We start from the raw sequence: 25,141 nt of genomic DNA, 5'->3' as shown, positions 1-25,141 counted from the left end.
CTGCCCAATGTCATCCACGACGTATATTTGCCTTCCTAACTTTCAGCACAAGCGGGTCAGCCTGCGATGCTACGCGCTTAACAAAGCAATATTGCTTCTTCAAGCTGTTTAGAATCAGAAAGGGGAATTCGTCGTCGAAGACAGCAAGTTCCAACTCGGTTCCCTTTCGAATTCGAAATTCCACCCAACCTGATTCGTTAGCCAAAAATGACCTCCATCCAAGAACGACGAGTCGGGCGTGGGCTACTGGCTCACCCTCTAACTCAATCCGGATAGAACACTTATCGGTAGTGAAGCGGTGAAAAGCCTCTTCAGCCACTTTGACTAGGACTGCTCCGGCTCCAGCAAGCACTGCCGCAGTCATTATTTCGGAAAAAGAAGAACCTTCCATAATTGCACGCATTTGAATTTGAGGCATCGTGCCTCGATAGCCAATCCATTAATGCCAATATACACCAACAAGGACGAGATTATGTAGAAATGTGTAAAAATATGTAAAATGTTACATATCAATCCTAGAAGACATCACGTTCCACGAGACACGCGAGGCCATTTAACTCCAAATATTCACTTATATTCAAAGATTTTTGAGACAAAATGGAATCATCTTTTTTGCCACAATAGAATCTATATTCACTGGCTATGAAAAATTTGTGTAGAAATTCATGTAAGAATCTGATAATATTGGTATCTTAGTCAGGATTCCGAGCTCATGGGAACCTCCAGCGAGAGCCATTTGAAGGGCAAGACCCTAAGAGAGTTGCAGGAAGCAACCGGCTTCAGGTCGGCTAATGCCCTTGTGTCTGCGCTTGCAGATCTCGAGATCATAACGAACTCTGAAAAGGGAAACATCCGGAACGCCCTTTACCTGCATCGCGATGATTTAGGTGGTCTCCCGCAAGGTCCGAGCACAGCCATTTTGAACTTGCTGACTGCCAAGGTCGGCGTTAACGAGTTCTCACAGAGCCTAAGGAGCTCAACACATTTGCTTTGCTATGTGCCCAGTCGAGCGGAGGCATTTCTCGAATATATTTATTCGATGGAGACGATGCCCAAGCACATTGAACTAGATTTCATTGTTGCCAGGAGCTCTCCAGCAAATCTCACAGTCCAACAATTGTTTTCTTCGTGGTCCTATCGCCTGGGTTACGTCGATGTTATATATGCGAGCGACTACGTCGTTCTGTCAGCAGGTCATAAGGTGGAGAGTGCGTTCACCATTTTTGGCCAAGAAGGCAAACTTTCCTTGAGGAGATGGAGCTCATTGCGTCTAGCTGAGTGGCTTTCTGACGTTCATCCATCCATCGAAATATTCCAGGAATGGGATACGAAAGACGACGACAACGTCATTGGTCTGACTTTCGATAAGTCTAGCTGAGTCTGAGTCGTGCTAGTCCGCGCCTAACCACGAAAGATTATTGCAATGTGGATTGACTTTTGAAACCGCAACGACAATGCATGAAGCACCATAAGGCTCTGAGATAAGACCGCTTCAATCTCTCAGCCAAGCGCTTGCACCAATCCTAAGGTGGAGAGCACTCGCATTTTCTAGGTTAAACGATGCTACAAAAGAAACTCAATCTGCTCAAATGCGTATGGCGATCAGATAGCCGACCCAGCATAAATATGAGACTTCTCCACCAGTTCTGTGACCGCATGGCTCCTAGTCGTCCAGAGGGGGACCTGTTGGACGCAAATTAGTCCAGCAAACACTAGGTCGCGCCACCCCTCCGAAGATCGACGGGGTGGCGCGAAGCGACGGGGTGGATGATAACACTCAACAAACAAAACCCTAGTTAAACCGAACCGCCCCGTTATGGTGCCGAACCATCTCCGCCACCGCCGCAAAATCCGCCTTCCCAACCGGCGGCAACGAAACCGACTCGCCCGTAAGAGTCTGCCACGCCTCCGCCGCCTTTGCGTTCATCGCCCCCTGAACCGTGCCCAGCAAAGCCTGAGCCCCGAGCCGTTCCGCCCGAGCCTTCGCCGACTGCTCAGCGTACGAGAGCAGAAGCAAATCCGACGCCGCCCCAATCTCAATTTGCCCGGCCAAATCTCGCTGAATCGCCTTGATCGCCAGATCCTCAATAAAAGACCGACCTTCCCCAACCGAAACTTGCCCCGCCTTCAGCTTCCGCTGGAACCGGTCGGCCAAGAAGATTCGATTGATCTCGTTGGTTCCCTCGTAAATCTTGCTGACCCGTGCGTCGCGGTAGTGCCGCGCAATCGGAAACTCTTCCGTAAACCCGTAGCCGCCAAAAATCTGAAGCGCATCGTCGATGATGTACGACTCCACCTCGGTGCTGAAAACCTTACACGCCGAGCACTCAATCGCATATTCCTCCGCCGCCTTTCGGTTCCCTTCGATAGTCCCGCCCAAGGCGTCAAACGCCTCGTCGATCATCGCGCCGGTTCGATAAATCGCCGACTCGGCCACAAAAAACCACCCCGCCATTTGCGCCAGCTTCTTCTGAATCAGGCCGAAAGACGACAAACTCTGCCCAAACTGCTTCCGGTCGTGCGCATACGTCACTGCCAGCTCGATTGCGTTTCGCGCCGGACCGATCGACATCGACGAAAGCTTGAACCGGCCGATATTCAGCGCATTAAAGGCGACATGGTGCCCTTTCCCCGGTTCATAAAGGAGGTTCTCGAGCGGAATCTCGGCATCCTCCAGCACGATACGCGCCGTCGACGACCCCTTCAGGCCCATCTTGTATTCTTCGCGAGCAATGGTCAGACCTGGCGTGTCGCGCTCGACCAAAAACGCCGAAAACTGCTCCCCATCGATCTTCGCCATCACGAGGAAGAGGTTCGCCCATTTGGCATTGCTGATCCACATTTTCGTGCCGTTCAGCACCCACTTGTCGCCCTTCTGCACCGCGCTGGTCGTCGCCGACAACGCATCGGAACCCGAATTCGGCTCGCTGAGGGCATAAGCGCCGATCCATTCGCCGCTCGTCAACGGTGGCAGATACTTCGCCTTCTGATCTTCGTTTCCAAATAGGCTCAACCCAACCTGACTGATCCCGCTCGTGATGCCGTACGTCACACTCATCGAGCCGTTCAAGCTCATAAATTCGAGGATTCGCGCCGCCAGGTTCTTGCCCAAACCCAAACCGCCGTACTGGTCGGGACTGTCGATGCCGCAGAGCCCAAGCTCGCCCGCCTTCTGAATCAGCTTCGGCATCAACCCCTCTTCCTGTGCGTCGATCGCTTCGAGGTGAGGCATGACCTCGCTCCGGCAGAACTGCTCCGCCGTATCGATCATCAGCTTCTCATCGCTCCCAAAATCCTCAGGGGTGAAGACTCGGGCGACCTCGCCGGACAGAAAACTTGCGCCAGGAATCAGGTTATCGGACATCGTTGTACCAAAGCATATTATGAATTCTTCTGGCACGTCCGCATTTTCCTTTGCGCTTCGCACTGAGAAAATCTATTTCTCTTCGTTCACCCGCCTCCGACCCACCCATCTCTCTGCACTCGCACTTAGAAATAATGGTAGCAACGGTAAGGACACCTGCAAACAAAGCTGGGATTTACCCCGCCCGAGCCACTAAATGCCGACCAACCATCTCCCCTCCGAAGATCGGAGGGGTGGCGCGAAGCGACGCAGAACCTTTCTCCAAATTGTCCGAAGGAGATTTGGAGGGTCCATGCCGAAACTGCCAAAAAGGCTGATTCGGCATGGAAGAGTGTCGTTCCGCAGAGCCACAGGCGGAACGACGAGAGGGGAAAATCCACTTTCTTTGGATTGATCCAAGTTCTTGGCAATGGCAGAGACATCTGCAAAGCTGGGATTTGCCCCGCCCAAGCCACTAAATGCCGACCGACCATCTCCCCTCCGAAGATCGGAGGGGTGGCGCGAAGCGATGGGGTGGATGATAACAGCCATCTCAAGAGACCATAGCTGCCATCTCGAAAATATGAGCCAAGCCTTCACCGAAACAATCTTGCGACCACCAAGCCACAAAGTGGCGAACTAACCTAGCCAGGGTCGAGAAGCGGCTCTACCGGCAGCGCTAGTCAAACACCAATCTCATCCCGAAAAGCCGCCACAAAACCATCAAGGTCAAACACACTCGCCGACGTCTCCACATAATCCCGAACCACCCGCGACGGCTCGACCAGCGGCTCGCCAATCGGAATACTCGCCTGAACCAACGCCGCATGACGAGACACCTTCATCGCGCACCCACAGATCTTCTCGCCCGTGTCTCCGCGCAACACGTCGTAGTCCGACTTCATCCCAAAGCAATAGGGCGAATCCACCACTCCACGCCCCGCCAAATCACGCCCAAGAACCGCCGGAATCCCAACCGCATTCAAAGCGGTAAGAATCGGTCTCGTCAACCCGAGAAAAGCCTTCTTCACTTCCCTTCCCTCGCACCCAAGGGCCGTCAAAGGCATGGCAATCCCAATCGTCAGGTCATGCCCATGTAGCACCGCCGCCCCGCCGGTCGGACGAACCACGTGCGGCACCGACAAATCCAACAACACATCCGAGGCCACCTGGCTGTTGCCGAGCGTCACCCAAACCGACTCCCAAAAATAGATTCGAGCCCCACCTACACCGGATTCGGCCCGCTTAAGCAAGTCAACGTCTCGCGCCATATTCGTGACGCCGTCATTCCTACCCTCGACCACTAATGAGGTCACAGGCCGACGGACGGTCCTTCGAGAGACTCATATTCGAGAATTCCCTCTTGAGTCTGGCGCTCGCAACACCGACCGTAGGCATTCTCAATCAAAGATGTAATCCCGAAGACCACTAAGAAACCACTCAATCGTGCCGTCCACGGTTCCATATCGGGCCGAAAACAATAAGCGTACAGCAACCCCGTCCCACGGACCAGTCCAGCCGAGACGACGACATTCTTGTAGTTGCCTCGACTACCCAAAGCCTTGAACCACTGGTAGGCGAAAATCGCTAAATAGACCACCCCGAAGAAAGCCAGAAGGTAGGCCCACGCGTTCCCTAATGTACGGTCCCAAAGCCTGGCAAAGCAGTAGATTCCAAGCGTAGGCGAGGTCAAAATGCCAACCCACACCAACCAAAAATCTAACTGAGGCCGGGTCATCCACTTCCAGCCGAGCCGTTTGTAGTTGTGGACCATCCCAACCGGAACTCCCAACTGTTTTCCGCCATCCGGCTTCCGGTATTGAATGGCCGAATATAGGGCAATCGTCAAAAACGGAGCCAAGAAGAGCAAGACCACCGGCAGGTCGGAGACTTCGAACTTTCTCACCGCCGCAACCGCCAAGAGGCTCATCACCCAAACCGCGGCCGGGAAACGAAGCAAATTTGCGCCATACCCTGTGCGCCAGGCCGCCCATGCCGACCAGCTGTTGACCAAGGTTAGGACAATGGCCGCGAAATAGCGGTACCACTCGGCGTGGTAGATCGGCAAAAAGGAAGAAACGGAAAGACACATCAGCACGCCGAATCCCCCAAAAAGACCCACAAAAAGCTTGCTCTCGGCTTCCAGCCGCTCTCGCGCTACCACCCTTCCATTGTAACCGGAAAAGGGCCCTTATCCAATATAGACGACTTGCATGAAAACCGTTCGAATGATGCCATCAGGCCCAATCGTCGTCGATTGACTGATCACCTCTCCCAATTCATGCGCTTTGGCGTCCATCGCCTGCGAGATCGCATCCATCTCTCCATCGGTGGGCATCGGGCCGATTTCGACTTCGGTGAGCTTGACCGGGTAGCCAGCTTGAAGCTCGGCAAAACCGAGAACGAGCACATAAACATTGCGCGACGCGACGTGCGTAATGCTCAGACTCTTGGCGGCAATCGCGCCACCGGCGGTGAACATTCGGATTTTCATTCCGAGTTCGGATATGGTCGAGGCCTCAAAGAAGCGGAATCGACTGTGAACCTGCATTTGTTGGATCGACATGCCGCCAGTATAGGACGAACAGCCCAAAACAGCAAATACTAAGACGTTACTTCTAAACTATAACTTTTCCACTATCCCATTAGTTAAACGCTTGAGTGCAAGATATACCGGTATAGGGTACACATTCCCAAGCTCACTCGTGCCATTTTGTGCCAAAACGACACGTCTCGTCGGCGCCACACGAGACAAGTGCTTCTCTAGATAGAGAAGCCGGAGGACACGCGAACCTGTGTGAACCGGATGAGTCGAACCAATGGAAGCCAGCGAAATCTAACTTGCCCCGTTTCATCGTAGCCCTGCCTGAATGGCTGGGTTAAACCACCGGTTAGCAAGAAATCCGAGGAGCATCTCGTTTCGTCGACAAGACAAGATGCTTCTCTGGATAGAGAAGCCGGTGAACACGCAAAGCTGTGTGAACCGGATGAGTCGAACCTATCGATGGCTCATCCGATTCGAAATTAATCGACCCTACCTTCTAAGCGGGCCACCAGCGGACGTCCAGCGACTTCACCGCCAGGGTCTCATCCAAACGACCAACCACCTTCGTCGAAGGCGCGTCGTGCAGAAGGTCTGGGTCTTCGACCGCTTCCTTGCAAATCGCGATCATCGCGTCGCAAAACTCGTCCAGCGTTTCCTTGGTCTCCGTCTCCGTAGGCTCGATCATCAAACACTCGGGAACGATGAGCGGGAAGTAGTTGGTAGGCGGGTGGAAGCCATAGTCGATCAATCGCTTGCTGATGTCCAACGCCCGAACCCCGTGCTCCTTCTTGTACTTCTCCGCCGTCAAAATGCACTCGTGCATGCAAGGGCGGTCATGCGCCGGAGGAAGAACGTCCTTCAATCGCTCGCGAACGTAGTTCGCATTCAAAACCGAATAACGAGAAATGTCCGCCATGTGCTCTTTGCCAAAGGCTCGAAGGTACGTGTACGCCCGAACTTCCATCAGGAATTGACCGTAGAACCCGGCCACTCGCCCAATCGACTGTGGACGTTCCTCATCGGCAATGATCTTCCCTTCCGAAAGCCGAATCACCGGCTTGGGCAAGAACGGCTCAAGGTGGCTCTGCAGACCAATCGCGCCGCAACCTGGACCGCCGCCGCCATGCGGCGTGCTAAACGTCTTATGCAGGTTCAAGTGCATGCAATCGAAGCCGTGGTCGCCCGGTCGCGTCGTGCCGACCATCGCGTTCATGTTCGCGCCGTCGCAGAACACCTGCCCGCCAACCTCGTGAAGCATCTTGCAGATTTTCTCGATATTTGGTTCAAACAAACCAAGCGTCGAGGGATTCGTCAGCATCAACGCCGCCACATTCGGACCGTCGAGCGCCAATTCAGCCTCCAACGCAGCCAGATCCGTATTGCCCGCCGCATCGGTCGGAATCGACTTCACCGAGTACCCGCACCGCGCCGCCGAAGCCGGGTTCGTGCCGTGCGCCGAGTCCGGCACCAGCACGATCGTCCGGTTTGCTTCCCCGCGCGACTCATGGTACGCCTTGATCAGCATCAAGCACGTCATCTCGCCGTGCGCTCCTGCCACCGGTTGAAGCGTGATGGTCGAGAAGCCGGTGATCTCCATCAGCATCGACTGAACTCCGTACAGAATCTCCATTGCTCCGGGGATGGTCGCAACCGGTTGCATCGGGTGTAGATTCGCAAAACCAGCCAAGCGAGCCGTCTGCTCGTTGATCTTCGGGTTGTACTTCATCGTGCACGAGCCAAGCGGATAGAAGCCCGTCTCGATCCCGTAGTTGATGTGGCTCAGATTCGTAAAGTGGCGAAGGAGCTCAAGCTCAGAGACTTCCGGCAGATGCAGGTCGTCCCGGGTCTCACCCACCACCGAACTCAAATCGACTTCTGGCGTGTCGCATCGCGGCACGTTGCATCCGATTCGTCCCGGTCGGGACTGGTCGAAAATCAGCGGAGTTTCGAGCATCTTTTGGGTTCGGCTCACGCGAGCACCTCCTGGAGCGCCGAAACAAATGCGTCGATCTGCTCCTTCGAGCGAATCTCAGTCACCGCAATTAGCAGATCGTTGTCCATTCCATCGTAGTAGGTTCCCAGAGGTAGCCCGGCCAGGAATCCCTTTTCGATCATCGCATCCCGAACTTGGGTCGCGTTCTTCGGAAGACTGACGACGAATTCGCCGAAGACCTTCCCGCCGAATTTGACCTTGACGCCAATCCCCTTCAGGGCCGAAATGGCGTACTGTGTGTTCCGCACCGAACTCGTCGCGACCTGAGTCATGCCGTTCTTGCCCAGCGCGATCATGTAAACCGTCGCCGCCAGAGCCATCAGCGCCTCGTTCGTACAGATATTCGAAGTCGCCTTCTCGCGCCGAATGTCCTGCTCGCGGGTGCGAAGCGTCATCACATAGCCGATCTTGTCGCCGTGAAGCTCCTTCGTCTTGCCCACGATTCGCCCCGGAATGTGTCGAACGTACTCTTTCTTACAGGCAAACAAGCCGACGACTGGACCGCCAAGGCCCATCGCGATGCCCATCGGCTGACCCTCGCCAACCACCACATCGGCCCCATAGGAACCCGGAGATCGTAGCAATGCGCAGGCGATCGGGTCAGCGACCACAATCAACAGCGCCCCCGCCTCGTCGGCGGCCTTACGAGCGGCAGCGAGGTCTTCGATGCAACCAAAGAAGTTGGGATATTGAACGATGATGCAAGCCGAATCGGCGGCATTCCACTCCGTGGTCACACCGTCCTTAGCCGGCACCGTCACGACGTCGATTCCAATCGACCAGCAGTAGGTGGCCAGTACCTGCCTGTAGTGCGGATGGACGGCTTCGCTCACCACGACCTTCTCGCGACCCTTGATGCCGGTCGCCATGATGGCGGCTTCCGCCATCGAAGTTGCGCCGTCGTACATCGAGGCGTTAGCGAGGTCCATTCCGTACAGCTCGGCGACCATCGTCTGGAATTCGTAGATGGTTTGGAGGTAGCCCTGCGATGCCTCCGGCTGATAAGGAGTGTAGGCGGTGAGGAATTCGCCTCGCGAAATGACGGCCCCTACGGTGGCGGGAATGTAGCGGTCGTAGATGCCTGCGCCGAGGAAGCTGACAAGTTTGGTGCAGTCGAGGTTCTTGCTCGCAATCTCGGTCAAGTGCGCCATCAGACGATGCTCGTCGAGTGCCGGCGGCAGGTTCAGCGAGCCCGGAGCGACCTTCAGGTTCGCGGGAATCTCGCGAAACAAGTCGTCAATAGAATGAGAACCGATCACCGCAAGCATATCTTGGGTGTCGGTTTCGGTGTGTGGTACGTAGGGCATCGTTACTGAGCGACTGCTCCGTATGCCTCAGGGGTTAAAAGGTCGCCCGGAATTTCGGCCGTGACCCGAATTTTGATCATCCAACCGTCTCCGTACGGATCGTCGTTGACCAATTGACTCTCGTTGGCAAGCGCACCGTTGACCTCGACGACCTCGCCAGGAACCGGAGCGTAAAGGTCTGAAACCGTCTTGACGCTTTCGACGCTACCAAAGATGTCGCCAACCGCGAGCACCTTTCCAACGCTGGGAAGATCGACGTAAACCACGTCTCCGAGTTCTGATTGAGCAAAGTCAGAGATGCCAATGGTCGCGACGCCGCCTTCGACCCGGACCCACTCATGCGACTTGGTGTACTTGAGGTCGCTTGGGATATTCGACATGGGTAATAGGATACCGTTTCGGGTTCGGTCAAAATAAGGGTTGCCCGTCCCCATTTCCGATGAAAAAAATCGCCTTCGTCACGCTCTTTCCCGACTGGATTCGGTCGTCCCTCGACCACTCGATCCTCGCGCGGGCCGAGGCGTCGGATTTGGTCGAGTTTTCTGTCGTCAATCCGCGAAATTTTTGCTACGACCCGCACAAGAAAGTCGACGATGTCCCCTACGGCGGCCACCCGGGCATGCTCATCAAGGCCGAGCCAGTGGCGTTGGCGATTGAGAGCCTTTCCAGTTGGCAGTTGACAGTCGGCAGTTTGCAGAACGGTCTGCCGAAAACAGACGAGCCAGATACCTCTCTTGAGAGAGAGGTCGGTGAGAGAGGCACGAACGAACCGGGTGAGTCGATCGTGCAAAACGGGAATGAACACCTTCCAAATTCCAAATTCCAAACTCCAAACTCAACCGCCATCGTCATCACCGAACCATCCGGCATCCCCTTCACCCAAAAACACGCCGAAGAACTCGCAGAATTCGACCAAATCATCTTCGTCTGTGGCCACTACGAAGGCATCGACCATCGAATCGAGGAAACCTTCGCGACCCACGTATTTTCGATCGGCGACTATGTGCTCACCAATGGCGAAATGCCCGCTCTCGTGATGGCGGACGCCGTGGTTCGCCTAATCCCCGGCGTGCTCGGCAACGAGAACTCGCTCGACGAAGAATCCTTCCAAAACAATCTCCTCGGCGCACCGAACTACACGCGCCCTGAAGTCTGGCGCGGCATCCCCATTCCCGACGTCCTCAAGAGCGGCAATCACGGCGCGATCGACAAGTGGCGTCAACAGCAGGCCGAAGAGCGAACCAGGACCCGCAGACCCGACTTGCTCGAAGGTTAACAGTCGGAACTTTCAATCCAACCGTGGCCTTAGTAGTATTTAAGTCTGTAGAATAGACGTTGGCAGGACCCGCTCAAGAAATATGGACATCCAAAAACTCGTCGACCATTTGGCAAGGACGCCTCTCAGCCAAATTCTCATCTTGGCGCTCGTGTTGTCGGCATACCGGGTTGCAACCTACAAATTCATTAAGAATGCGCCCATCCACCGACGCGATACCACTTGGAAGGCCCTGAATGGCGTCAGCGAATTCTGCGATTCGATCATCTACGCTGCCATCTTCATTTTCATGGTCATCCGGCCATTCTTCTTCCAGACGTTCCAAATCCCAACCGGCTCGCTCGTCCCGACCTGTATGGTGGGCGACTTCATCGGCCTGAACAAGCTGATCTACCGCTATACCGAGCCGAAGCGGGGCGACATCGTCGTCTTTCGACCGCCAGCCGAGGCCTGTACGCCCGACCAAATCGACCCCGACGGAACGGTCAACACCGACTTTGTGAAGCGCCTCATCGGCGAACCCGGCGACCTCATCGAAATTCGAAAGGGCGAGGTCTACGTCAATGGCAAGCACCTTTGGGAGCCCTACAAGCACTACACCCAAAGCATGAACCCGCCTCAGAACTCCCAGTTCCGACTCCTGGAAGGTTCCGAGGTCGACGCCTATCCCAAGGCAAATTGGAAGCTCGTGAAGTACAAGGGTGAGCTGATCCCGCTGAACTACACGGAATACGACGCGAACCATCTCGGCGGACCGTACGACGTCGCCGCCAAGTATCGAATTGAGGACCCCGCCGAATGGCCGAAGGTTCGCGACCTTCCGGCCGAGAAGATTCCGCCCGGATTCTTCTTCTTCATGGGCGACAACCGCAACGGGTCGTTTGACAGCCGAGGATGGGGTCTCGTGCCTCGATCTGCCATCGTTGGACGCGCCGAATTCATCTGGCTCCCCCTGACCCGAATCGGCAAGGTTGGCTACGTGGACAACCATATTCCGAAGCAGGACGGCGACGAGGTCCCCGAGTTCTTGCGGTAACCGCTGACAACAAGGATTTTCGAGTCGAAAATATGCCAGAATGGAAGTTCGGCCTAAGCGCAGAACTTCCGTTGCGCCTCTGGGTTGGATGCAAAACCTACGGGTTTACGATTTTGCGTTCTGGAGAATGCAGGCAATACGGATACGGAAGTAACAAAAACTATGTCGAAACAAGCTATCTTGGCCAGCGTCGCCGAGGGGAATATCAACCCAGACGCGCCAACCATTTGGCCGGGTGATACCGTAAAGGTTCACGTCCGAGTCCGTGAGGGAGACAAGTCCCGAATTCAGCTCTTCGAAGGCACCTGCATCGCCGTCAAGCACGGTGGCATTGCCAAAACGATCACTCTTCGCAAAGTTACGAGCGGCGTTGGTGTGGAACGAACGTTCCCAGTCCACTCGCCCAACGTTGCAAAGTTCGAAGTCACTCGACGCGGTAAGGTCCGACGCGCAAAGCTGTACTACCTGCGAGACAAGGTTGGTAAGGACGCCCGAATTAAAGAGCGACGCAAGTAACTAGCAACGAATGGATAGCCAAAAACTGATCGACCACATCGCGCGAACACCGCTGAGTGAAATCCTCATTTTCGCGCTGATTCTGACGGTCTATCGATTGGCATCCTACAAATTCATCAAGGACACTCCACGCGAGGCTCGCGCCTTCGTGTGGAGGTTCCTTGGCGGTGTGGGCGAACTTTTCGACGCCCTCATCTACGCCGCGATTTTCATTTTCATGGTCATCCGACCATACTTCTTTCAGACCTTTCAGATCCCCAGCGGTTCGATGGTCCCCACTAATTTGGTCGGCGACTTCATCGGTCTGAACAAGCTGATTTACCGCTACACCGAGCCGAAGCGCGGCGACATCGTCGTTTTCCGACCACCGGTCCAGGCGTGTTACCCCGACCAGTTGGATGCCGATGGCACCGTCAATGTCGACTTCGTCAAGCGCCTGATCGGTTTACCCGGTGACAAGGTCGAGATTCGCCAAGGTCAGGTCTATATCAACGACAAGCCGCTGTGGGAGCCTTACAAGCAGTACACCCAGGCGACAAATCCCGACAACACGCTATTTCGAATTCTACAGGGAGCCGAGCGCGACCAGGCGCCGAAGTCGAACTGGAAGTTGGTGAAGTACAAAGGCGAGATCATTCCGCTGAACTACAGCGAGTTCGATGCAAACGCGGTGGGCCGCACGTACAGCGTCGCCGCGAAGTACCAGATCAACGATGAGACCGAGTGGCCGAAGGTTCGCGCCCTCCCCGCCGAGCGAATTCCCGAAGGCTATTACTTCTTCATGGGCGACAACCGAAACGGATCGTTCGATAGCCGAGGCTGGGGCTTGGTGCCGCGATCCTCGATCGTCGGCCGCGCCGAATTCATCTGGCTTCCCTTCTCTCGCATCGGCAAGATCGGTTATGTGGACAACGGCGAAAAGCCCGCTCCGGGTGCCGAAATGGCCGACTTCCTTAAGAAGTAACCTTCTTGCCCAGTACTTGCCTCTTAGCGCTTCAACCGCTTACAATTCATTTAATGTTAAATTGTCTAGCGTTAGTCGTATCGCATCCTATCGACTACGTCGTCACCCCTTCTCCAAACCTTGAGAACGTGCACATCGAGATGCGATTCGACGCGATACCGGGACAATCGAAAGTTCGCCTCCAGCTCCCGAGTTGGTCGCCGGGACTCTATGTTCTCGAAAATTATTGGAAGACGCTAGACACAGTTTCGGCGAAGAGTGAGTCAGGAGAGTCGCTATCGGTCGAACATGATCGCGACACATGGACCATCGATTCTGGTCATGCCAAGCAGATCATCGTCTCCTACGACCGCCCAACCGATCAATCTTCGCAACGCCTCGGCATGTTCAGCGGCGATGCCGACTGCATTCACTACAGCGGGCCGACGATGTATCTCTACATGGCCGATCGCAAAGAGGCTCCTTGTAACGTGCGATTCGATATGCCAAGCGGATGGCAGATCGCGACGAGCCTTCATGAGCAGAAGCAAGGATTCTCAGCCGCTAACTACGACGAATTGGCCGACTGCCCAGTGACCTTGGGGAAATTCGTCGAAGAGACCTACACCGTTGGAAACAAGAAGTACACGATGGCGTTCCGCGGGCCCGCCCGGGATCAGATCGACCGGAAAAAGACCGTCGCCATGGCCAAGTTTATTAGCGAAATCGAAACTCGATTCTTTGGCGGAGCTCCCTTCGAACGCTACGTTTGGCATATCAGTGCGACGTCGATGATGAAAGATGGTGGCGGTGGCGTCGAACACGCCTCTTCCACCCAGATATTCTTGAGCACCGGCCTTGGCCCAGGGGCGATGGGGGGCATGGCTCACGAGTTCTTCCACTTGTGGAACGTTAAACGAATCCGATCCCAGGTTCTTGGTCCGTTCGATTACACCCGGCTCCCGGCTGCAGGCGACCTATGGTGGCTAGAGGGCGTCACTGACTACTATGCGTTTATGCTTCCCTACCGTGCCGGATACGGATCGTCCCAAGACCTTCTGAATGAGATCGGAGGCGAAATCTCGGCGGTTCGCTCGAATGCAGAACGATTCAACGTCAGCCCTTGGGATTCCGGCTACCGTACCCCCGACGCCGTCAACTCGATGAGTAGTGGCTACAAGGTCAACTACTATCCAACCGGATGGACCCTGGGCCTTCTCTTTGATATCGAGATTCGCACAAAGAGCAAGGGGCGTCGCTCCTTGGATGACGTGGAAAAGGGTCTCTGGTCCATCTGCAGAGGCGGGAAGGCGTTTCCCAACGGCGAAATTCGCCGCCAACTAGTCAAGTTTGGAGGCAAGGATCTCGGTGCACTCTACGACCAATGGGTCATGAAGCCGGGCGAGCTACCCGCCGAAGAAGTCCTGAAGTTGGCCGGTCTGAAGCTCTCTATGGACGGCAAGCGATGGACGGTCAAAGCCGACGAAAACGCTTCCGGCGAGCCCAAAGCGATTCGAGAAAATCTGCTTCACCAGGAAGCCCTCTGGGCAAAGGCAGAGGCTGGCTACTAGTCAGCCATGTTGCTCGAGGAAGAGTGACCGACCCTCCTGAAAAATAGCGACTAAATCGTACTCGTGAACTCGGAAAGGAACCGCATCGCCCCAACCAGAATCAGAATGCAGACGATGATCAGCTTGTAGCTATGATCGACAACCGCTTCGACGATCCCCAATCTGAACAGTAGTAAGTCAAAGATAATTAACGCGGCGAAGGTAGACCGAGCTTCGCCAATCGTCATGCTTTTCGTTAACCAATTGGGCTCACGCCTTTCGGACTCAACGTTCTGATTCATCTTGCCGACAAAGAAGGGCTTGAATTCGTCGGACTGGTAAGAGTTGGGGACTTCCTTGGTCTGACCGTAATTTCGAACCCAATACCAAAAAATAGCGGCCAAGATGAAAGCCACTCCGATGACGTAGCCTTGGAGGCCAACAAAGACCAGGCCAGCAAAAGCCAAGATGGCAAATTCTGCCTTGCCGTTTCCCTCCCGGACAAACTTGAAGCCTCCTCCGGTGCCCAAGGGCCACATAAGGCCATTATATGCCCGTTTGACTTTTTGGGAACATTCTGTCGGCTAACAACTGCCAACTGAGAGGTAGAAATGGTGGGCCCGGGGGGGTTTGAACCCCCGACCAAACGGTTATGAGCCGTCCGCTCTGACCACTGAGCTACAGGCCCACATGTACTCCCGTGGTGGTCGAGACAACCTACAAGATACCGCACTCTAGTAAACTAGGTGGCTTGCTAAGAACGAAGCTTTCCGAACTTTTCGTCGTCGTCATCTCCGAGCTCATCGGGGAGGGGCGGCTTCCTGCCGAAGTTCTCAGCATCCCCGTCGAAATCGCCGACCCGAAGAATGCCGACCACGGCGACTTTGCATGCAATTTCGCGCTGGTCGCGTCGAAAGCGGCGGGCCAGAACCCCCGCGCGATCGGCGAGATGCTGGCGGCCAAGCTGTTGGAAAGGTACGGTTCTGTCCTGACCGCCGTCGATGTCGCCGGTCCGGGGTTCATTAACCTACGTTTGGAGCCTTCCTTTGTGGCTGGCTACGTACCGACGGTCTTGCAGGATGGTTTCAAGCTTGAATCAGCTTCGCGGACGCCCAACCCGCTCAAGATCAACGTCGAATTCGTTTCGGTCAACCCGAACGGGCCGATCACCATCGGCTCGGGACGAGGTGCCGCTTACGGTTCTACACTGTGCAACGTTTTGGAGGCGGTGGGGCACACCATCCACCGCGAGTACTACATCAACGACGGCGTGAGCAGCACGCAAATGGCGCTATTTGCCGAGTCGGTGAAGGCTATTGTCGAAGGTCGCCCCGTACCCGACAACGGCTACAAAGGCGACTACGTTTACGACGTGGCTGCGAAGGTCTCTGAGAAGGGCCGCGAGATCACCTGGTACCAACAGCAGACGCAAGACCTGATGCTCGATGCCCAGCGAGAGGCTTTGTCGGCCTTTGGCGTAGAGTACGACACCTGGTATTCGGAGCAATCGCTTCACGATAACGGCCACGTCGAGACCGAAATCGCGGGCATGATCGAGAAAGGCATTGCTGACTACTTGCCGACCCGAGCCAAATTGAAGCTGGCGAAGGGATTCAAGATCGAAGACGTCTTGTTCGAGTCGCAAACCGCCGCGATGGAGAACGAAGACGAGCACGGCGAAGAACCCAACCTCGACGACCTGGTACCGACCATCATGCCGCTTGCCGCGCCGTCGATGGAGGGCTCGATTGCCGACCCTGACCCATTAGAGGCACCCAACCCAGATGCCTCTCCGGGTGAGGAGGGGAACAGTGGGGAGACCCTCTGGCTCCGCTCGACCAAGCTCGGCGATGACATGGACCGCGTCGTGCGCCGTCGCGACGGCCGCCTTACTTACATCGCAAGCGACGTTGCGTACCACAAGGACAAGTTCAATCGCCCAGCCGGTGCCGACAAGCTCATCACCATCCTTGGCCCCGACCACCACGGCTACATCGGGCGACTCACCGCCGTCGTGGCGGCCATGATGATGGAAAAGCCGATCGTTGGTGAACCGCTAGAAGACCCGGTTCAAGCCAAACTCTATCGCGACTCCAGCGAAAAAGAGGCCTGCGAAAAGGCACTTGCCCAAGCGAGGGCAAAGCTTGAGATTCAAATCTACCAACTCGTTCGATTCTTGAAGGATGGCAAGCCGGCGCCAATGCGCAAACGCGACGGAAATATCTACGCACTCATCGACCTGATGCGCGAGATTGGCGTCAAGCTGAAGCCAGAGGGCTCAGAGTCCGACCAACTATCGGCGGGCAAAGACGTGGCACGATTCTTCTACCTGATGCGAAGCCACGATACGACCTTCGACTTCGACCTCGACCTCGCCGAAAAACAGAGCGACGAGAACCCGGTGTTCTACGTACAGTACGCCCACGCGCGAATCTGTTCGATTCTCGCCAAGAGTCAGCAAACGGCAGTTGGCGGTCAGCAGTCTAACAGCGGACTCTTGACCCACGATCGTGAGAAGGCGTTGATCAAAAAGATTGTCGATCTGCCGGACGAGGTCAGACGCGCCAGCGAAGACTACGGAGTCCACCGCTTGGCGACTTATGCGATCGAACTGGCGCGCTCGTTCCACCATTTCTACGATGGTTGCCGGGTGATTCAGGAGGATCAACCAGACCTTACCAATGCGCGACTGGACCTCTGCCGAGCCACGCGAAAGGCGTTGCAAACCACGCTCCAGCTATTGGGCGTGAGCGCGCCCGAGCGGATGTAGCGCCGGTTTCGGAACTTTGGTCTGATCCTTAATGCGCGCCCCTTGACTTGAGGTGCCCTACCCTGGTGAACTTTCCGGCATTACGCACTGTTTGCATTGGGTGCGTCTTGGAGAAAAAACTATGGAAACTACTACCAACAACGCTGTTGCCTCCGTTTTGACTGGCATCGTCCAGGAGTGCGGCTACCTTTACGGGCGCGACATCGAAGCCAGCACCGACGACATCTGCACCTGTACGCAGGAAGGAAAGTCGCGATCGGTCCTGGCCATGACCGCAGAGGTCATCGGCTTCAACCACCTCGTCGCTTCGCTTCTGCGCGGCGAATCGAAAGGCTTCCCTACGCCGGAAGAGCGAGATGCGTTCGCCGCGTCGATCAGCTCGAAGGACATCGCCAAAGCTAAGCTGGACGCCAGCGTCGCTGACGTCTGCTCGGCCATCGAAGGCGTTTCGACGGACGACTGGATGACCAAGATCACGGCTCCATGGGGCATGGAAGTCACGAAGGCTCACCTTTGTAGCTGGTCGGCTCTGCACATGAGCTACCACGACGGCCAAGTGAACCTGGTTCAGATTCTGAACGGCGACCACGAAGTCCACTGGATGAGCTAACGGCGAGTCCACAGCTTCCAGTTAGCAGTCGGCAGAACCTTCTGTCGACTGCCGACTACTTCACATACTTCTTAAGGAAGCCCATCAACTCGCCCCAACTGGCCTTGTCGGCTTTCTCGTTGTAGCGCGGACCGGCGGCTTTGACCGTGAATGCGTGAACCGCGCCCTCATAGTTGATTTGCTGGAATGACTTGGCGACCTTGAACTCCTCGGCCAGCGCATCGCGAACGGCGGGAGGAGAGCCTGGGTCGTCCGCACCGTTGAGAACCAGGACATCGGAGTCGATCTTCGTTTCCTTCTCGCTCGGGTCGAGCGGCTTCAGGCCGCCATGGAAGGCAACGATGCCATCGGCACCGAGGTTTCGCCGGGCAAACTCAAGCACACCGCTGCCGCCAAAGCAGTACCCGATGAAGAATTTCTTCCCTTCCGGCTTGAAGACCTTTTCGCCTTCTAGGATTCGGTCCATGTAAAGCTTTGGATCGGAATAATATTTGCGGGCTTCCGCGCCGTTGGCTTGGGCGCTGGTCGGCCGGTGGTCCTTGCCATAAATGTCGATGGCAAAGGCCGAGTAACCTGCTGCCGCCAGCTTCTCCACAACGTTGATTTCGTGCTCATTGACGCCGTCCCAATCCTGGATGACGTAGATGGTCGCTTTCGAGTCCCGAACGTGGGCTCCGTAGCCCTCGAACGGCTCGTCGCCGATCTTGTATTCGATGGCTTTGCCGAGTTGCTGACCCAGCACAAATGCGAGTGAAACGATCATGGTTTCACTATACACCGAACCAGGGCGGGGGCTCGCTTCGCTTGCCCTGTGCCCTAGCGAAGCGAGCCCTCTGCCCTGTGTTAAGCGTTCGCCATCAAGAACTTCAGCAACTCAATCCAGCTCTTCTCGTCGGCGTTCTTGTCATACTTCGCACCTTCGACTTGGAAGCCCATATCCTTCACCGTGAAGGCGTGGACGACGCCGGGATACGACACGAACTTGAACGATTTGGCGACCTTGAACTCCTTCTTGCAAGCCTCGACATCCTTCGGATCATTGAAGGGATCGTCCGCCCCGTGGAGCACGAGCACACGGGCGTTGATCTTCTTGGCCGGCTTTGGGCTGAGACTGGCGAGTCCACCGTGGAACGACACGACTCCGTAAGCGCCCAGATTGCGACGAGCAAACTCAAGCACTCCGCTACCGCCGAAGCAGTAGCCAACGAGGAACTTCTTGCCCTTGGTCGGAAACGCCTTGATGCCATCCTGAATGCGCTTCATGAAGAGGGCCGAGTCCTCGTAATACTTGCCCGACTCGGCAGAGCAGGTTTCGACCGAATGCGGTCGGACGCCTTTGCCGTAGATGTCGATGGCGAAGGCAGTGTAGCCCTGGTGAGCGAGCTTTTCCACCACCTCTTCCTCGTGGGCATCGACACCGTTCCAATCTTGGACGACGTAGATAACGGGCTTGGACGAGTTGAAGTGCGCGGCTTTGGCAACGTACCCGACGAAGGAGTCGTTGCCGACTTTGTATTCGAGCTTGTGGCCGAGGACGTCGCCGAGAACGAAAGCGGCAAGGGCGGTGATCATGCCGTCAGTTTACAGTCAGCTGTCGGCAGTTTGCCGTGACTTTTGGACCCTTAGCCGTTCATCTTTCCAAGAGCCGCGATGCCGGGAAGCTGTTTTCCTTCTAAGAACTCAAGCGACGCCCCACCACCGGTGGAGACGTGGCTCATCTTATCGGCAAAACCAAATTTCTCGACCGCAGCCGCGCTGTCGCCGCCCCCGACGATCGTCAACGCGCTCGACTCGGCCATCGCTTGGGCCACCGCCTTGGTGCCGTTGGCAAAGGCGTCCATCTCGAAAACGCCCATCGGTCCATTCCAAATGACGGTTCCCGCCGAGTGGATCACCTCGGCAAACGCCGCCGAGGAAGTCGGGCCAATGTCGAGTCCAAGCTGATCACTGGGGATCGCATCGACAGACACGATGGTGGCGGGCGAGTCCGCCTTGAACTCGGGGGCCACCACAACGTCGGTTGGCAGGAGAATCTTGTCGGGGTTGTTTTTCAGCAAACCCGCAGCGTAGTCGACGCTTTCCGCATCCAGAAGGGACTTGCCGATCTCTTTGCCCTGCGCCTTCAGGAAGGTGAACACCATGCCACCGCCGATCAGAAGGCGATCCACCTTCGGGAGCATGTTGTCGATGAGGGCGATCTTGTCGTGGACCTTACTGCCGCCCATGACGGCGACGAGCGGGCGCTTCGGTTCATTAACGGCTTTGCCGAGGTACTCGATCTCCTTGTCGATCAAGAATCCAGCCGCGCTCGGCAGATAGTCGGCGACTCCGGCGGTCGAAGCATGAGCCCGGTGGGCAGTGCCAAAGGCGTCGTTGACGTAGAAATCGGCGAGCGAGGCGAGCTGTTTGGCAAAGGCAGGATCGTTCTTCTCTTCCTCGGCGTGGAAGCGGACGTTCTCCAGCAGAACGACGTCGCCGGGCTTGAGCGCCTGGCAAGCGGCTTCGACTTCCGGCCCGACGCAATCGGGAAGGAGCCGAACTTCCTTATAGAGAAAGGCGGACAGGCGGTTGGCCACCGGCTTCAGCGAGAACTCGGGCGCTGGTCCGCCCTTGGGCCGCCCAAGGTGACTGCACAGGATGACGGCGGCTCCTTTTTCCAGCAGGTATTGGATGGTCGGCATCGCCTCGCTGATGCGGCGGTCATCGGTGATCTGCCCGTTTTCGAGGGGGACATTGAAGTCGCAACGAACGAGGACCTTTTTTCCGGCAAAGTCAAAATCCCGGATGCTGGGGGCAGTCATTTTGCTAGTTTACAGTCAGCGGTCGGCAGTTTGCCGTCGATTCGGCTTATCCGTTTTGATTGGGGTTGCGAGAAAGAATCGCCTCTTGCCTTGACTATCGAAAGGCCGTCGGAGCTTTCCTCCTAATGAATGAATAGAAGTTGTAATTCCAGGCAGACTTTCGCTCCACCTCAAGCACAGAATACATGCATGAGTACGACTACGAACACCACACCATCTTTCGAAACCCTCGCGCTTCACGCCGGTCAAAATGTCGACCCGACCACAAAATCGCGGGCGGTGCCGATCTATCAGACCACTAGCTACGTCTTCGACGACACCTCACACGCCGCGCGACTCTTTGCCCTCCAAGAGTTCGGCAACGTCTATACGCGAATCATGAATCCAACCACCGACGTGTTGGAGCAGCGGGTGGCGGCCCTCGAAGGCGGCACGGCTGGGCTCGCGACGGCTTCGGGCCAAGCGGCGATCACTCTCGCTCTGACCACCATCGCCGAGCAGGGTGACGAGATCATTTCGTCGAACTCGCTATACGGCGGGACCTACAACCTTTTTCACTACACCTTCCCCAAGTGGGGCATCACGGTAAAGTTCGTCGACCTGACGGACGCAGCGGCGCTGGAAGCCGCCATTACGGACAAGACGAAGGCCATCTACGGCGAGACCGTCGGCAACCCCAAGCTGGACACTTTCCCGTTCGAGACCGTTTCGGAGATTGCCAAGAAGCACGGCATTCCTGTCGTGGTCGATAACACCACGCCTACGCCATTCCTCATTCAGCCGCTGAAGCTCGGAGCGAACATCGTCATTCACTCGGCCACCAAGTTCCTCGGTGGGCATGGTACTTCGATTGGCGGCGTAATCGTCGATGGTGGCAACTTCGACTGGGGCAACGGTCGGTTCGCCAACTTCACTGAACCCGATCCTTCCTACCACGGCCTCAAGTTCTGGGAGGTCTTCGGTAACTTCCCCGGTCTTGGCAACGTGGCGTTCGGCATTAAGGCCCGGGTTCAGGGCTTGCGCGATACCGGTGCGGCGCTCTCGCCTTTCAACGCATGGGCGATCCTGCAAGGAGTGGAAACGCTTCCGTTGCGGATGGAGCGGCATTCGAGCAACGCGGCGAAAGTCGCCGAGTTCCTGAGCAAGCATCCAAACGTGACCTGGGTCACCTACCCTGGCCTGACCACGCACAAAGACCACGAGACGGCGAAGAAGTACCACTACCGCGGCCTATACGGCGCGCTGGTCGGATTCGGCATCAAGGGCGGCTACGACGCCGCGCTGAAGTTCATCGATCAGCTTTCGGTGTTTTCTCTGTTGGCGAATATCGGCGATGCGAAATCGCTGGTGATCCATCCCGCCTCGACAACGCACCAGCAGTTGAACCCAGACGAGCAACTCGCGACCGGCGTCACGCCCGACTTCATTCGGTTGAGTGTAGGTCTGGAGAATATTGACGACCTCATCGCCGATCTGGATCGAGCATTAACGGCTTCGTAGCGACTTAGGGGAATGCCAACTATCGATCGTTGGCTTTCCCCTCGCTATCTGTGATCAAGTCGGACGAACCGTTTGGCGAAAACTCGCTGAGCGTTCGCAAAGCAGTAATGTAAATGCCCATCGTTCTCAATAGGTCCACTTTCATTTCGTCAGAGCATTCAACCCGATCCGCAATAAGCTTTCTCGCCGTCAAACCGGTTTCCGTATGGACCAAACCGGCCGAAACAGCTACGGCAAAGCTTCCAAATACTCTGGCGAAACCGACAGCCGAACGGCTCGCGACCTTACCGATGTAATTCAAAGAATATTCGTACTGACCGGGTGCTTCGGATTGTCCCGCGAATCGCATGTCCAAGTGGTCGGTGACAATCAAAATGTCCTTTAGCAGGAGGATGTTGTACGTCATTATCAAGCCCAATCTATCAGCATTGCATCGTAAGCCGTTAGGATCGGCCCCAGAGAAGTCAGCAACAGCAATTGATGTTCCTTAAACTCGGCGATGCTCATTCCATCGGCCAAAGTGCTTAGTTCACTTTTGACGACATATCTTGTCGCCAGGGCAATGGACGTTCCAAGCTCTTTAGGGCAAGACAGTCTGACCCGAGCGCAAAAATGGAGGAATTCGAGGAAGTCGGACGCCTCAGTCAAAGCGCTCTCATTATCTTTGAGGCGATACTTCACGACTTGAGAGATCCGACCTTGATCCCCAAACCTTTGGAACACATTCTGGCCACTTTCTCTTAGGTCGAACGACCATATCTCATGATCCTCTAGCCACTCAGGATTTGAATGAGCCCCGATGACAAACCCAACGAACTGATCTACGAGTCTTCCCTCCAAGCCGTGGTGGTGGGTCAACGCTTTGAGGACGTTTTCGACAATTTCTCGCTCGCTCATGATGCCAACGCGGAAGTGTACATGATAAATACTTCGGGCCGACAAATCCCAGTTGCCCATGTCTACCGCTAAGGGCTTATGCTCGCCGTCGGTCCGTTTGGGTATCGATTTGGCACGGCTCTTAAACTGTCGGTCATCTCGCGGGTCTCTTATCCATGTCAACGACCTACACATGATCGCAAATTGGATCCCAGGATTGAAGAGGTAGCGGTGGCATATTCGCCCACCCTTCAAAGCGGCCACTTCGTGAAAGTGTATGTCGTGCATAAAATCATGCTCACCGCGTGTTGTCTGGGCGATCTGGTTAAGAACCAAGTTGCTTCTGGAGGTTAGACGCGCTCCTTCATACGTGACTTCCACATTGTAATATCCGACCTGGAAATTCCCGCATCGCATGGTGAGTTTTAATGTCTTGGCCTTACGATCATGGTCGACGAAGAGTAACAATCCGTCGTCTAGGAGAGCGGGGTCGGCAAGCTAAATCACGTGGTCAGGCAAGATACCCTTGAGTCGCGTCAAGTGATCGGCGTAAGCCTGAAATGCCCGATTCCAAGGCCCTATCGACACTGCCCTATAAACCCTCTTTGTCACAAACTTCAAGCTATTGGAAATCTACCTTGGAGGCCAACGGCTACGAAGATCTGGTAATAAGTCGCGCGTATAATAAGCCAGCCGTGCATCCACTGATATCCAGAGCGCTACAAGTTATCTCAGCGGCAATTGTCGCGATCGCGGCTTATTTTGGATACGCGGCTTATCGAAATCATCGGCTCAATTCACAGTTGGCGAACGGCTATGAGGATTACGTGCATGGGACACTAGGTGTCCTTCCGGGTCCTTACCTTCAAACCGGCGATCCTTCCGAACTTAAGTTTCGGCGAATTGATTTCGGCAATGGCTGGATTCGCGACGTGTCAGAAGACGGTGACATGCTCATGGCAAGCTACGGTTCCGTGCCAGCCAAGATAGTGAAGGAACTCGACAACGGAAGGTACTCGGTCACGAGCAACCCTGTTGGCCGAACCGACAAGGTCTATCACCAAAATGGAAAGACTGACGCCTGTCTTCCGGCCTTGGATATTCATTTAACCGCCTCCGGCAAGGTTGTACGCATAACTGGCGCCAAGGAAGCCTATTCAGTGGAATCTGATGGTAGAAGCATCTATGACTCAAAATCCTCTTCTGTGCAGTCTGAATCTCTCAAGGCTTGGCGTATTGGGGAACAACCTACTGGCTTTGTAACCGATGACGGATTTTTTTGGGTCAGCGACAAGACCGAGGCATTTAGCTATAAAGGCCAATCGCTGACCGAAATCAGCTCGATTCGCAACACATATTCTTCTCTTCAACAATCCACCGGTCTAGGCACGGTCGTCGTCCAAAAAGATTTCTCGATGGTCAATCCTTGCGCTCGAATTTGCCTGATCAAGGATGGTCAGGTTCGAACCACGGACCTACCGAGAGATATTTTGGCGCCAGAACTGGCGGTGTCAAAGTCCCGTATCGTCTTTCGTGACGCCAACGATTGGAAGTCGAAATTGTGGCAATATGCCGACGGTCAATTTACCGAATTGCCTATTCCGGAGAATATCGTGACCTTCAATGTTGTTTCGGCTAATTCTCGTGGAGAAATCATTCTTTCGGTGGGCCGGAACGATGCAACTAAGGTAGGTCAGAGATATCCGTATAAGTATTCTTTGGTCTTGATTTCCCAAGGTAAAGCCTATGATCTCGAAAGTACGTTCAAGAGCTTAGGTGTCCGAGAGGTATCTTACTATTCTGAGGAGCGATCATTACCTTTCATTGCATTGGACGAGGCCGGAGATCTCTTCTTCAATCTTGACCATCACGGTCAAACAAAGATCGTAGAGCTGAAGCGCCTCTAACTTGTTTTTTGGCCATATAGCCTGAGTCGACCGCTTGGCTTCGACCAGACCGCTTGCCTCTTCGATCTATTTCGAATGGCGAAGGGGCCGGTGAGCGACGGCTTTCAACAGGTTCAAGCATTGATCGCGAACCGGGGATTGGGTTCCGGCAAATAAGTAGTCATGCCC

At 55.4% G+C, this 25,141-nt stretch carries 24 protein-coding genes and 1 tRNA gene; 10 read left to right on the top strand and 15 right to left on the bottom strand.

Features of this window, described 5'->3' with window-relative positions; all coding sequences use genetic code 11:
- Positions 1-10: 10 nt before the first annotated feature.
- Positions 11-418 (bottom strand): hypothetical protein, encoded by a 408-nt coding sequence (locus tag GC165_09725; protein ID MBI1333145.1) that lies wholly within the window; start codon positions 416-418, stop codon positions 11-13.
- A gap of 294 nt (positions 419-712) precedes the next feature.
- Between GC165_09725 and GC165_09720 the strand changes: the two genes are divergently transcribed.
- Positions 713-1,378, top strand: coding sequence for a hypothetical protein (locus GC165_09720; protein ID MBI1333144.1), 666 nt, complete (start codon positions 713-715; stop codon positions 1,376-1,378).
- Positions 1,379-1,792: 414 nt separating this feature from the next.
- On the opposite strand, the gene GC165_09715 is transcribed toward GC165_09720, so the two are convergent.
- The 7 genes from GC165_09715 to gcvH all read right to left on the bottom strand — a co-directional run bounded on the left by GC165_09715 (position 1,793) and on the right by gcvH (position 9,568).
- Entirely contained in the window at positions 1,793-3,364 is a 1,572-nt protein-coding gene (locus GC165_09715) for an acyl-CoA dehydrogenase (GenBank protein MBI1333143.1), read from the bottom strand.
- A gap of 662 nt (positions 3,365-4,026) precedes the next feature.
- Complete coding sequence (locus GC165_09710; GenBank protein ID MBI1333142.1) at positions 4,027-4,614, bottom strand: hypothetical protein; 588 nt, start codon at positions 4,612-4,614, stop codon at positions 4,027-4,029.
- 41 nt (positions 4,615-4,655) lie between these two features.
- The gene (locus tag GC165_09705; protein MBI1333141.1) at positions 4,656-5,507 is read right to left on the bottom strand and encodes a hypothetical protein; all 852 of its coding nucleotides are present in this window, start codon (positions 5,505-5,507) and stop codon (positions 4,656-4,658) included.
- Between the two features lie 27 nt (positions 5,508-5,534).
- Positions 5,535-5,909 carry a hypothetical protein gene (locus GC165_09700; protein MBI1333140.1) on the bottom strand — a complete coding sequence of 125 codons (375 nt, stop codon included), beginning with the start codon at positions 5,907-5,909 and terminating at the stop codon, positions 5,535-5,537.
- A 475-nt stretch (positions 5,910-6,384) separates the two neighbouring features.
- Positions 6,385-7,842 carry an aminotransferase class V-fold PLP-dependent enzyme gene (locus GC165_09695; protein ID MBI1333139.1) on the bottom strand — a complete coding sequence of 486 codons (1,458 nt, stop codon included), beginning with the start codon at positions 7,840-7,842 and terminating at the stop codon, positions 6,385-6,387.
- Positions 7,843-7,856: 14 nt separating this feature from the next.
- On the bottom strand, positions 7,857-9,188 hold the full coding sequence (locus GC165_09690) for an aminomethyl-transferring glycine dehydrogenase subunit GcvPA (protein MBI1333138.1): 1,332 nt from the start codon (positions 9,186-9,188) through the stop codon (positions 7,857-7,859).
- Positions 9,189-9,190: 2 nt separating this feature from the next.
- Positions 9,191-9,568 carry a glycine cleavage system protein GcvH gene (gene gcvH / locus GC165_09685; GenBank protein ID MBI1333137.1) on the bottom strand — a complete coding sequence of 126 codons (378 nt, stop codon included), beginning with the start codon at positions 9,566-9,568 and terminating at the stop codon, positions 9,191-9,193.
- A gap of 59 nt (positions 9,569-9,627) precedes the next feature.
- On the opposite strand from gcvH, the gene trmD reads away from it, so the two are divergent.
- The 5 genes from trmD to GC165_09660 all read left to right on the top strand — a co-directional run bounded on the left by trmD (position 9,628) and on the right by GC165_09660 (position 14,530).
- Positions 9,628-10,464, top strand: coding sequence for a tRNA (guanosine(37)-N1)-methyltransferase TrmD (gene trmD / locus GC165_09680; GenBank protein MBI1333136.1), 837 nt, complete (start codon positions 9,628-9,630; stop codon positions 10,462-10,464).
- Between the two features lie 82 nt (positions 10,465-10,546).
- Positions 10,547-11,500, top strand: coding sequence for a signal peptidase I (gene lepB / locus GC165_09675; GenBank protein ID MBI1333135.1), 954 nt, complete (start codon positions 10,547-10,549; stop codon positions 11,498-11,500).
- Between the two features lie 162 nt (positions 11,501-11,662).
- Positions 11,663-12,016, top strand: a complete 354-nt coding sequence (locus tag GC165_09670; protein ID MBI1333134.1) for a 50S ribosomal protein L19 — start codon at positions 11,663-11,665, stop codon at positions 12,014-12,016.
- Between the two features lie 10 nt (positions 12,017-12,026).
- Positions 12,027-12,980 (top strand): signal peptidase I, encoded by a 954-nt coding sequence (gene lepB / locus GC165_09665; protein MBI1333133.1) that lies wholly within the window; start codon positions 12,027-12,029, stop codon positions 12,978-12,980.
- A gap of 53 nt (positions 12,981-13,033) precedes the next feature.
- Positions 13,034-14,530, top strand: coding sequence for a hypothetical protein (locus GC165_09660; GenBank protein MBI1333132.1), 1,497 nt, complete (start codon positions 13,034-13,036; stop codon positions 14,528-14,530).
- A 50-nt stretch (positions 14,531-14,580) separates the two neighbouring features.
- Here GC165_09660 and GC165_09655 read toward each other — a convergent pair whose 3' ends face one another.
- Together GC165_09655 and GC165_09650 are read right to left on the bottom strand one after the other, a co-directional pair.
- A complete protein-coding gene (locus GC165_09655; GenBank protein MBI1333131.1) occupies positions 14,581-15,048 on the bottom strand; it encodes a hypothetical protein in 468 nt (155 codons plus the stop codon).
- Positions 15,049-15,121: 73 nt separating this feature from the next.
- Positions 15,122-15,197 (bottom strand) — tRNA-Ile (locus GC165_09650).
- A 63-nt stretch (positions 15,198-15,260) separates the two neighbouring features.
- Here GC165_09650 and GC165_09645 point away from each other — a divergent pair.
- On the top strand, positions 15,261-17,279 hold the full coding sequence (locus GC165_09645; GenBank protein ID MBI1333130.1) for a hypothetical protein: 2,019 nt from the start codon (positions 15,261-15,263) through the stop codon (positions 17,277-17,279).
- A gap of 121 nt (positions 17,280-17,400) precedes the next feature.
- Entirely contained in the window at positions 17,401-17,889 is a 489-nt protein-coding gene (locus tag GC165_09640; protein ID MBI1333129.1) for a hypothetical protein, read from the top strand.
- Positions 17,890-17,944: 55 nt separating this feature from the next.
- Here GC165_09640 and GC165_09635 read toward each other — a convergent pair whose 3' ends face one another.
- The 3 genes from GC165_09635 to pgk form a co-directional block, all read right to left on the bottom strand.
- The gene (locus GC165_09635; GenBank protein ID MBI1333128.1) at positions 17,945-18,652 is read right to left on the bottom strand and encodes a hypothetical protein; all 708 of its coding nucleotides are present in this window, start codon (positions 18,650-18,652) and stop codon (positions 17,945-17,947) included.
- Between the two features lie 80 nt (positions 18,653-18,732).
- On the bottom strand, positions 18,733-19,461 hold the full coding sequence (locus tag GC165_09630; protein MBI1333127.1) for a dienelactone hydrolase family protein: 729 nt from the start codon (positions 19,459-19,461) through the stop codon (positions 18,733-18,735).
- A 50-nt stretch (positions 19,462-19,511) separates the two neighbouring features.
- A complete protein-coding gene (gene pgk, locus GC165_09625) occupies positions 19,512-20,690 on the bottom strand; it encodes a phosphoglycerate kinase (protein MBI1333126.1) in 1,179 nt (392 codons plus the stop codon).
- Between the two features lie 189 nt (positions 20,691-20,879).
- On the opposite strand from pgk, the gene GC165_09620 reads away from it, so the two are divergent.
- Entirely contained in the window at positions 20,880-22,190 is a 1,311-nt protein-coding gene (locus GC165_09620) for an aminotransferase class I/II-fold pyridoxal phosphate-dependent enzyme (protein ID MBI1333125.1), read from the top strand.
- Positions 22,191-22,209: 19 nt separating this feature from the next.
- Here the strand turns inward: GC165_09620 and GC165_09615 are convergent, their stop codons facing one another.
- Together GC165_09615 and GC165_09610 are read right to left on the bottom strand one after the other, a co-directional pair.
- The gene (locus GC165_09615; protein ID MBI1333124.1) at positions 22,210-22,596 is read right to left on the bottom strand and encodes a hypothetical protein; all 387 of its coding nucleotides are present in this window, start codon (positions 22,594-22,596) and stop codon (positions 22,210-22,212) included.
- A gap of 2 nt (positions 22,597-22,598) precedes the next feature.
- Positions 22,599-23,534 (bottom strand): hypothetical protein, encoded by a 936-nt coding sequence (locus GC165_09610; protein MBI1333123.1) that lies wholly within the window; start codon positions 23,532-23,534, stop codon positions 22,599-22,601.
- 92 nt (positions 23,535-23,626) lie between these two features.
- Between GC165_09610 and GC165_09605 the strand changes: the two genes are divergently transcribed.
- A complete protein-coding gene (locus GC165_09605) occupies positions 23,627-24,973 on the top strand; it encodes a hypothetical protein (GenBank protein MBI1333122.1) in 1,347 nt (448 codons plus the stop codon).
- The last annotated feature ends 168 nt before the right edge of the window (positions 24,974-25,141 follow it).

The organism is Armatimonadota bacterium, from assembly GCA_016125185.1.
GTDB lineage: Bacteria > Armatimonadota > Fimbriimonadia > Fimbriimonadales > Fimbriimonadaceae > Fimbriimonas.
Note: the sequence above shows the minus strand (reverse complement) of the source record. Positions and strands in the feature narration are given on the sequence as shown.

Excerpts from the sequence above, each read along its gene's own strand:
- GC165_09630 (MBI1333127.1), bottom strand. The coding sequence starts at position 19,461 with ATGATCACCGCCCTTGCCGCTTTCGTTCTCGGCGACGTCCTCGGCCAC.
- gcvH (MBI1333137.1), bottom strand. The coding sequence starts at position 9,568 with ATGTCGAATATCCCAAGCGACCTCAAGTACACCAAGTCGCATGAGTGG.
- GC165_09720 (MBI1333144.1), top strand. The coding sequence starts at position 713 with ATGGGAACCTCCAGCGAGAGCCATTTGAAGGGCAAGACCCTAAGAGAG.
- GC165_09710 (MBI1333142.1), bottom strand. The coding sequence starts at position 4,614 with ATGGCGCGAGACGTTGACTTGCTTAAGCGGGCCGAATCCGGTGTAGGT.
- GC165_09660 (MBI1333132.1), top strand. The coding sequence starts at position 13,034 with ATGTTAAATTGTCTAGCGTTAGTCGTATCGCATCCTATCGACTACGTC.
- lepB (MBI1333133.1), top strand. The coding sequence starts at position 12,027 with ATGGATAGCCAAAAACTGATCGACCACATCGCGCGAACACCGCTGAGT.
- pgk (MBI1333126.1), bottom strand. The coding sequence starts at position 20,690 with ATGACTGCCCCCAGCATCCGGGATTTTGACTTTGCCGGAAAAAAGGTC.
- trmD (MBI1333136.1), top strand. The coding sequence starts at position 9,628 with ATGAAAAAAATCGCCTTCGTCACGCTCTTTCCCGACTGGATTCGGTCG.
- GC165_09670 (MBI1333134.1), top strand. The coding sequence starts at position 11,663 with ATGTCGAAACAAGCTATCTTGGCCAGCGTCGCCGAGGGGAATATCAAC.
- GC165_09655 (MBI1333131.1), bottom strand. The coding sequence starts at position 15,048 with ATGTGGCCCTTGGGCACCGGAGGAGGCTTCAAGTTTGTCCGGGAGGGA.
- GC165_09635 (MBI1333128.1), bottom strand. The coding sequence starts at position 18,652 with ATGATCGTTTCACTCGCATTTGTGCTGGGTCAGCAACTCGGCAAAGCC.
- GC165_09690 (MBI1333138.1), bottom strand. The coding sequence starts at position 9,188 with ATGCCCTACGTACCACACACCGAAACCGACACCCAAGATATGCTTGCG.
- GC165_09725 (MBI1333145.1), bottom strand. The coding sequence starts at position 418 with ATGCCTCAAATTCAAATGCGTGCAATTATGGAAGGTTCTTCTTTTTCC.
- GC165_09615 (MBI1333124.1), bottom strand. The coding sequence starts at position 22,596 with ATGACGTACAACATCCTCCTGCTAAAGGACATTTTGATTGTCACCGAC.
- GC165_09640 (MBI1333129.1), top strand. The coding sequence starts at position 17,401 with ATGGAAACTACTACCAACAACGCTGTTGCCTCCGTTTTGACTGGCATC.
- GC165_09700 (MBI1333140.1), bottom strand. The coding sequence starts at position 5,909 with ATGTCGATCCAACAAATGCAGGTTCACAGTCGATTCCGCTTCTTTGAG.
- GC165_09695 (MBI1333139.1), bottom strand. The coding sequence starts at position 7,842 with ATGCTCGAAACTCCGCTGATTTTCGACCAGTCCCGACCGGGACGAATC.
- GC165_09715 (MBI1333143.1), bottom strand. The coding sequence starts at position 3,364 with ATGTCCGATAACCTGATTCCTGGCGCAAGTTTTCTGTCCGGCGAGGTC.
- GC165_09620 (MBI1333125.1), top strand. The coding sequence starts at position 20,880 with ATGAGTACGACTACGAACACCACACCATCTTTCGAAACCCTCGCGCTT.
- GC165_09605 (MBI1333122.1), top strand. The coding sequence starts at position 23,627 with ATGCCCGATTCCAAGGCCCTATCGACACTGCCCTATAAACCCTCTTTG.
- lepB (MBI1333135.1), top strand. The coding sequence starts at position 10,547 with ATGGACATCCAAAAACTCGTCGACCATTTGGCAAGGACGCCTCTCAGC.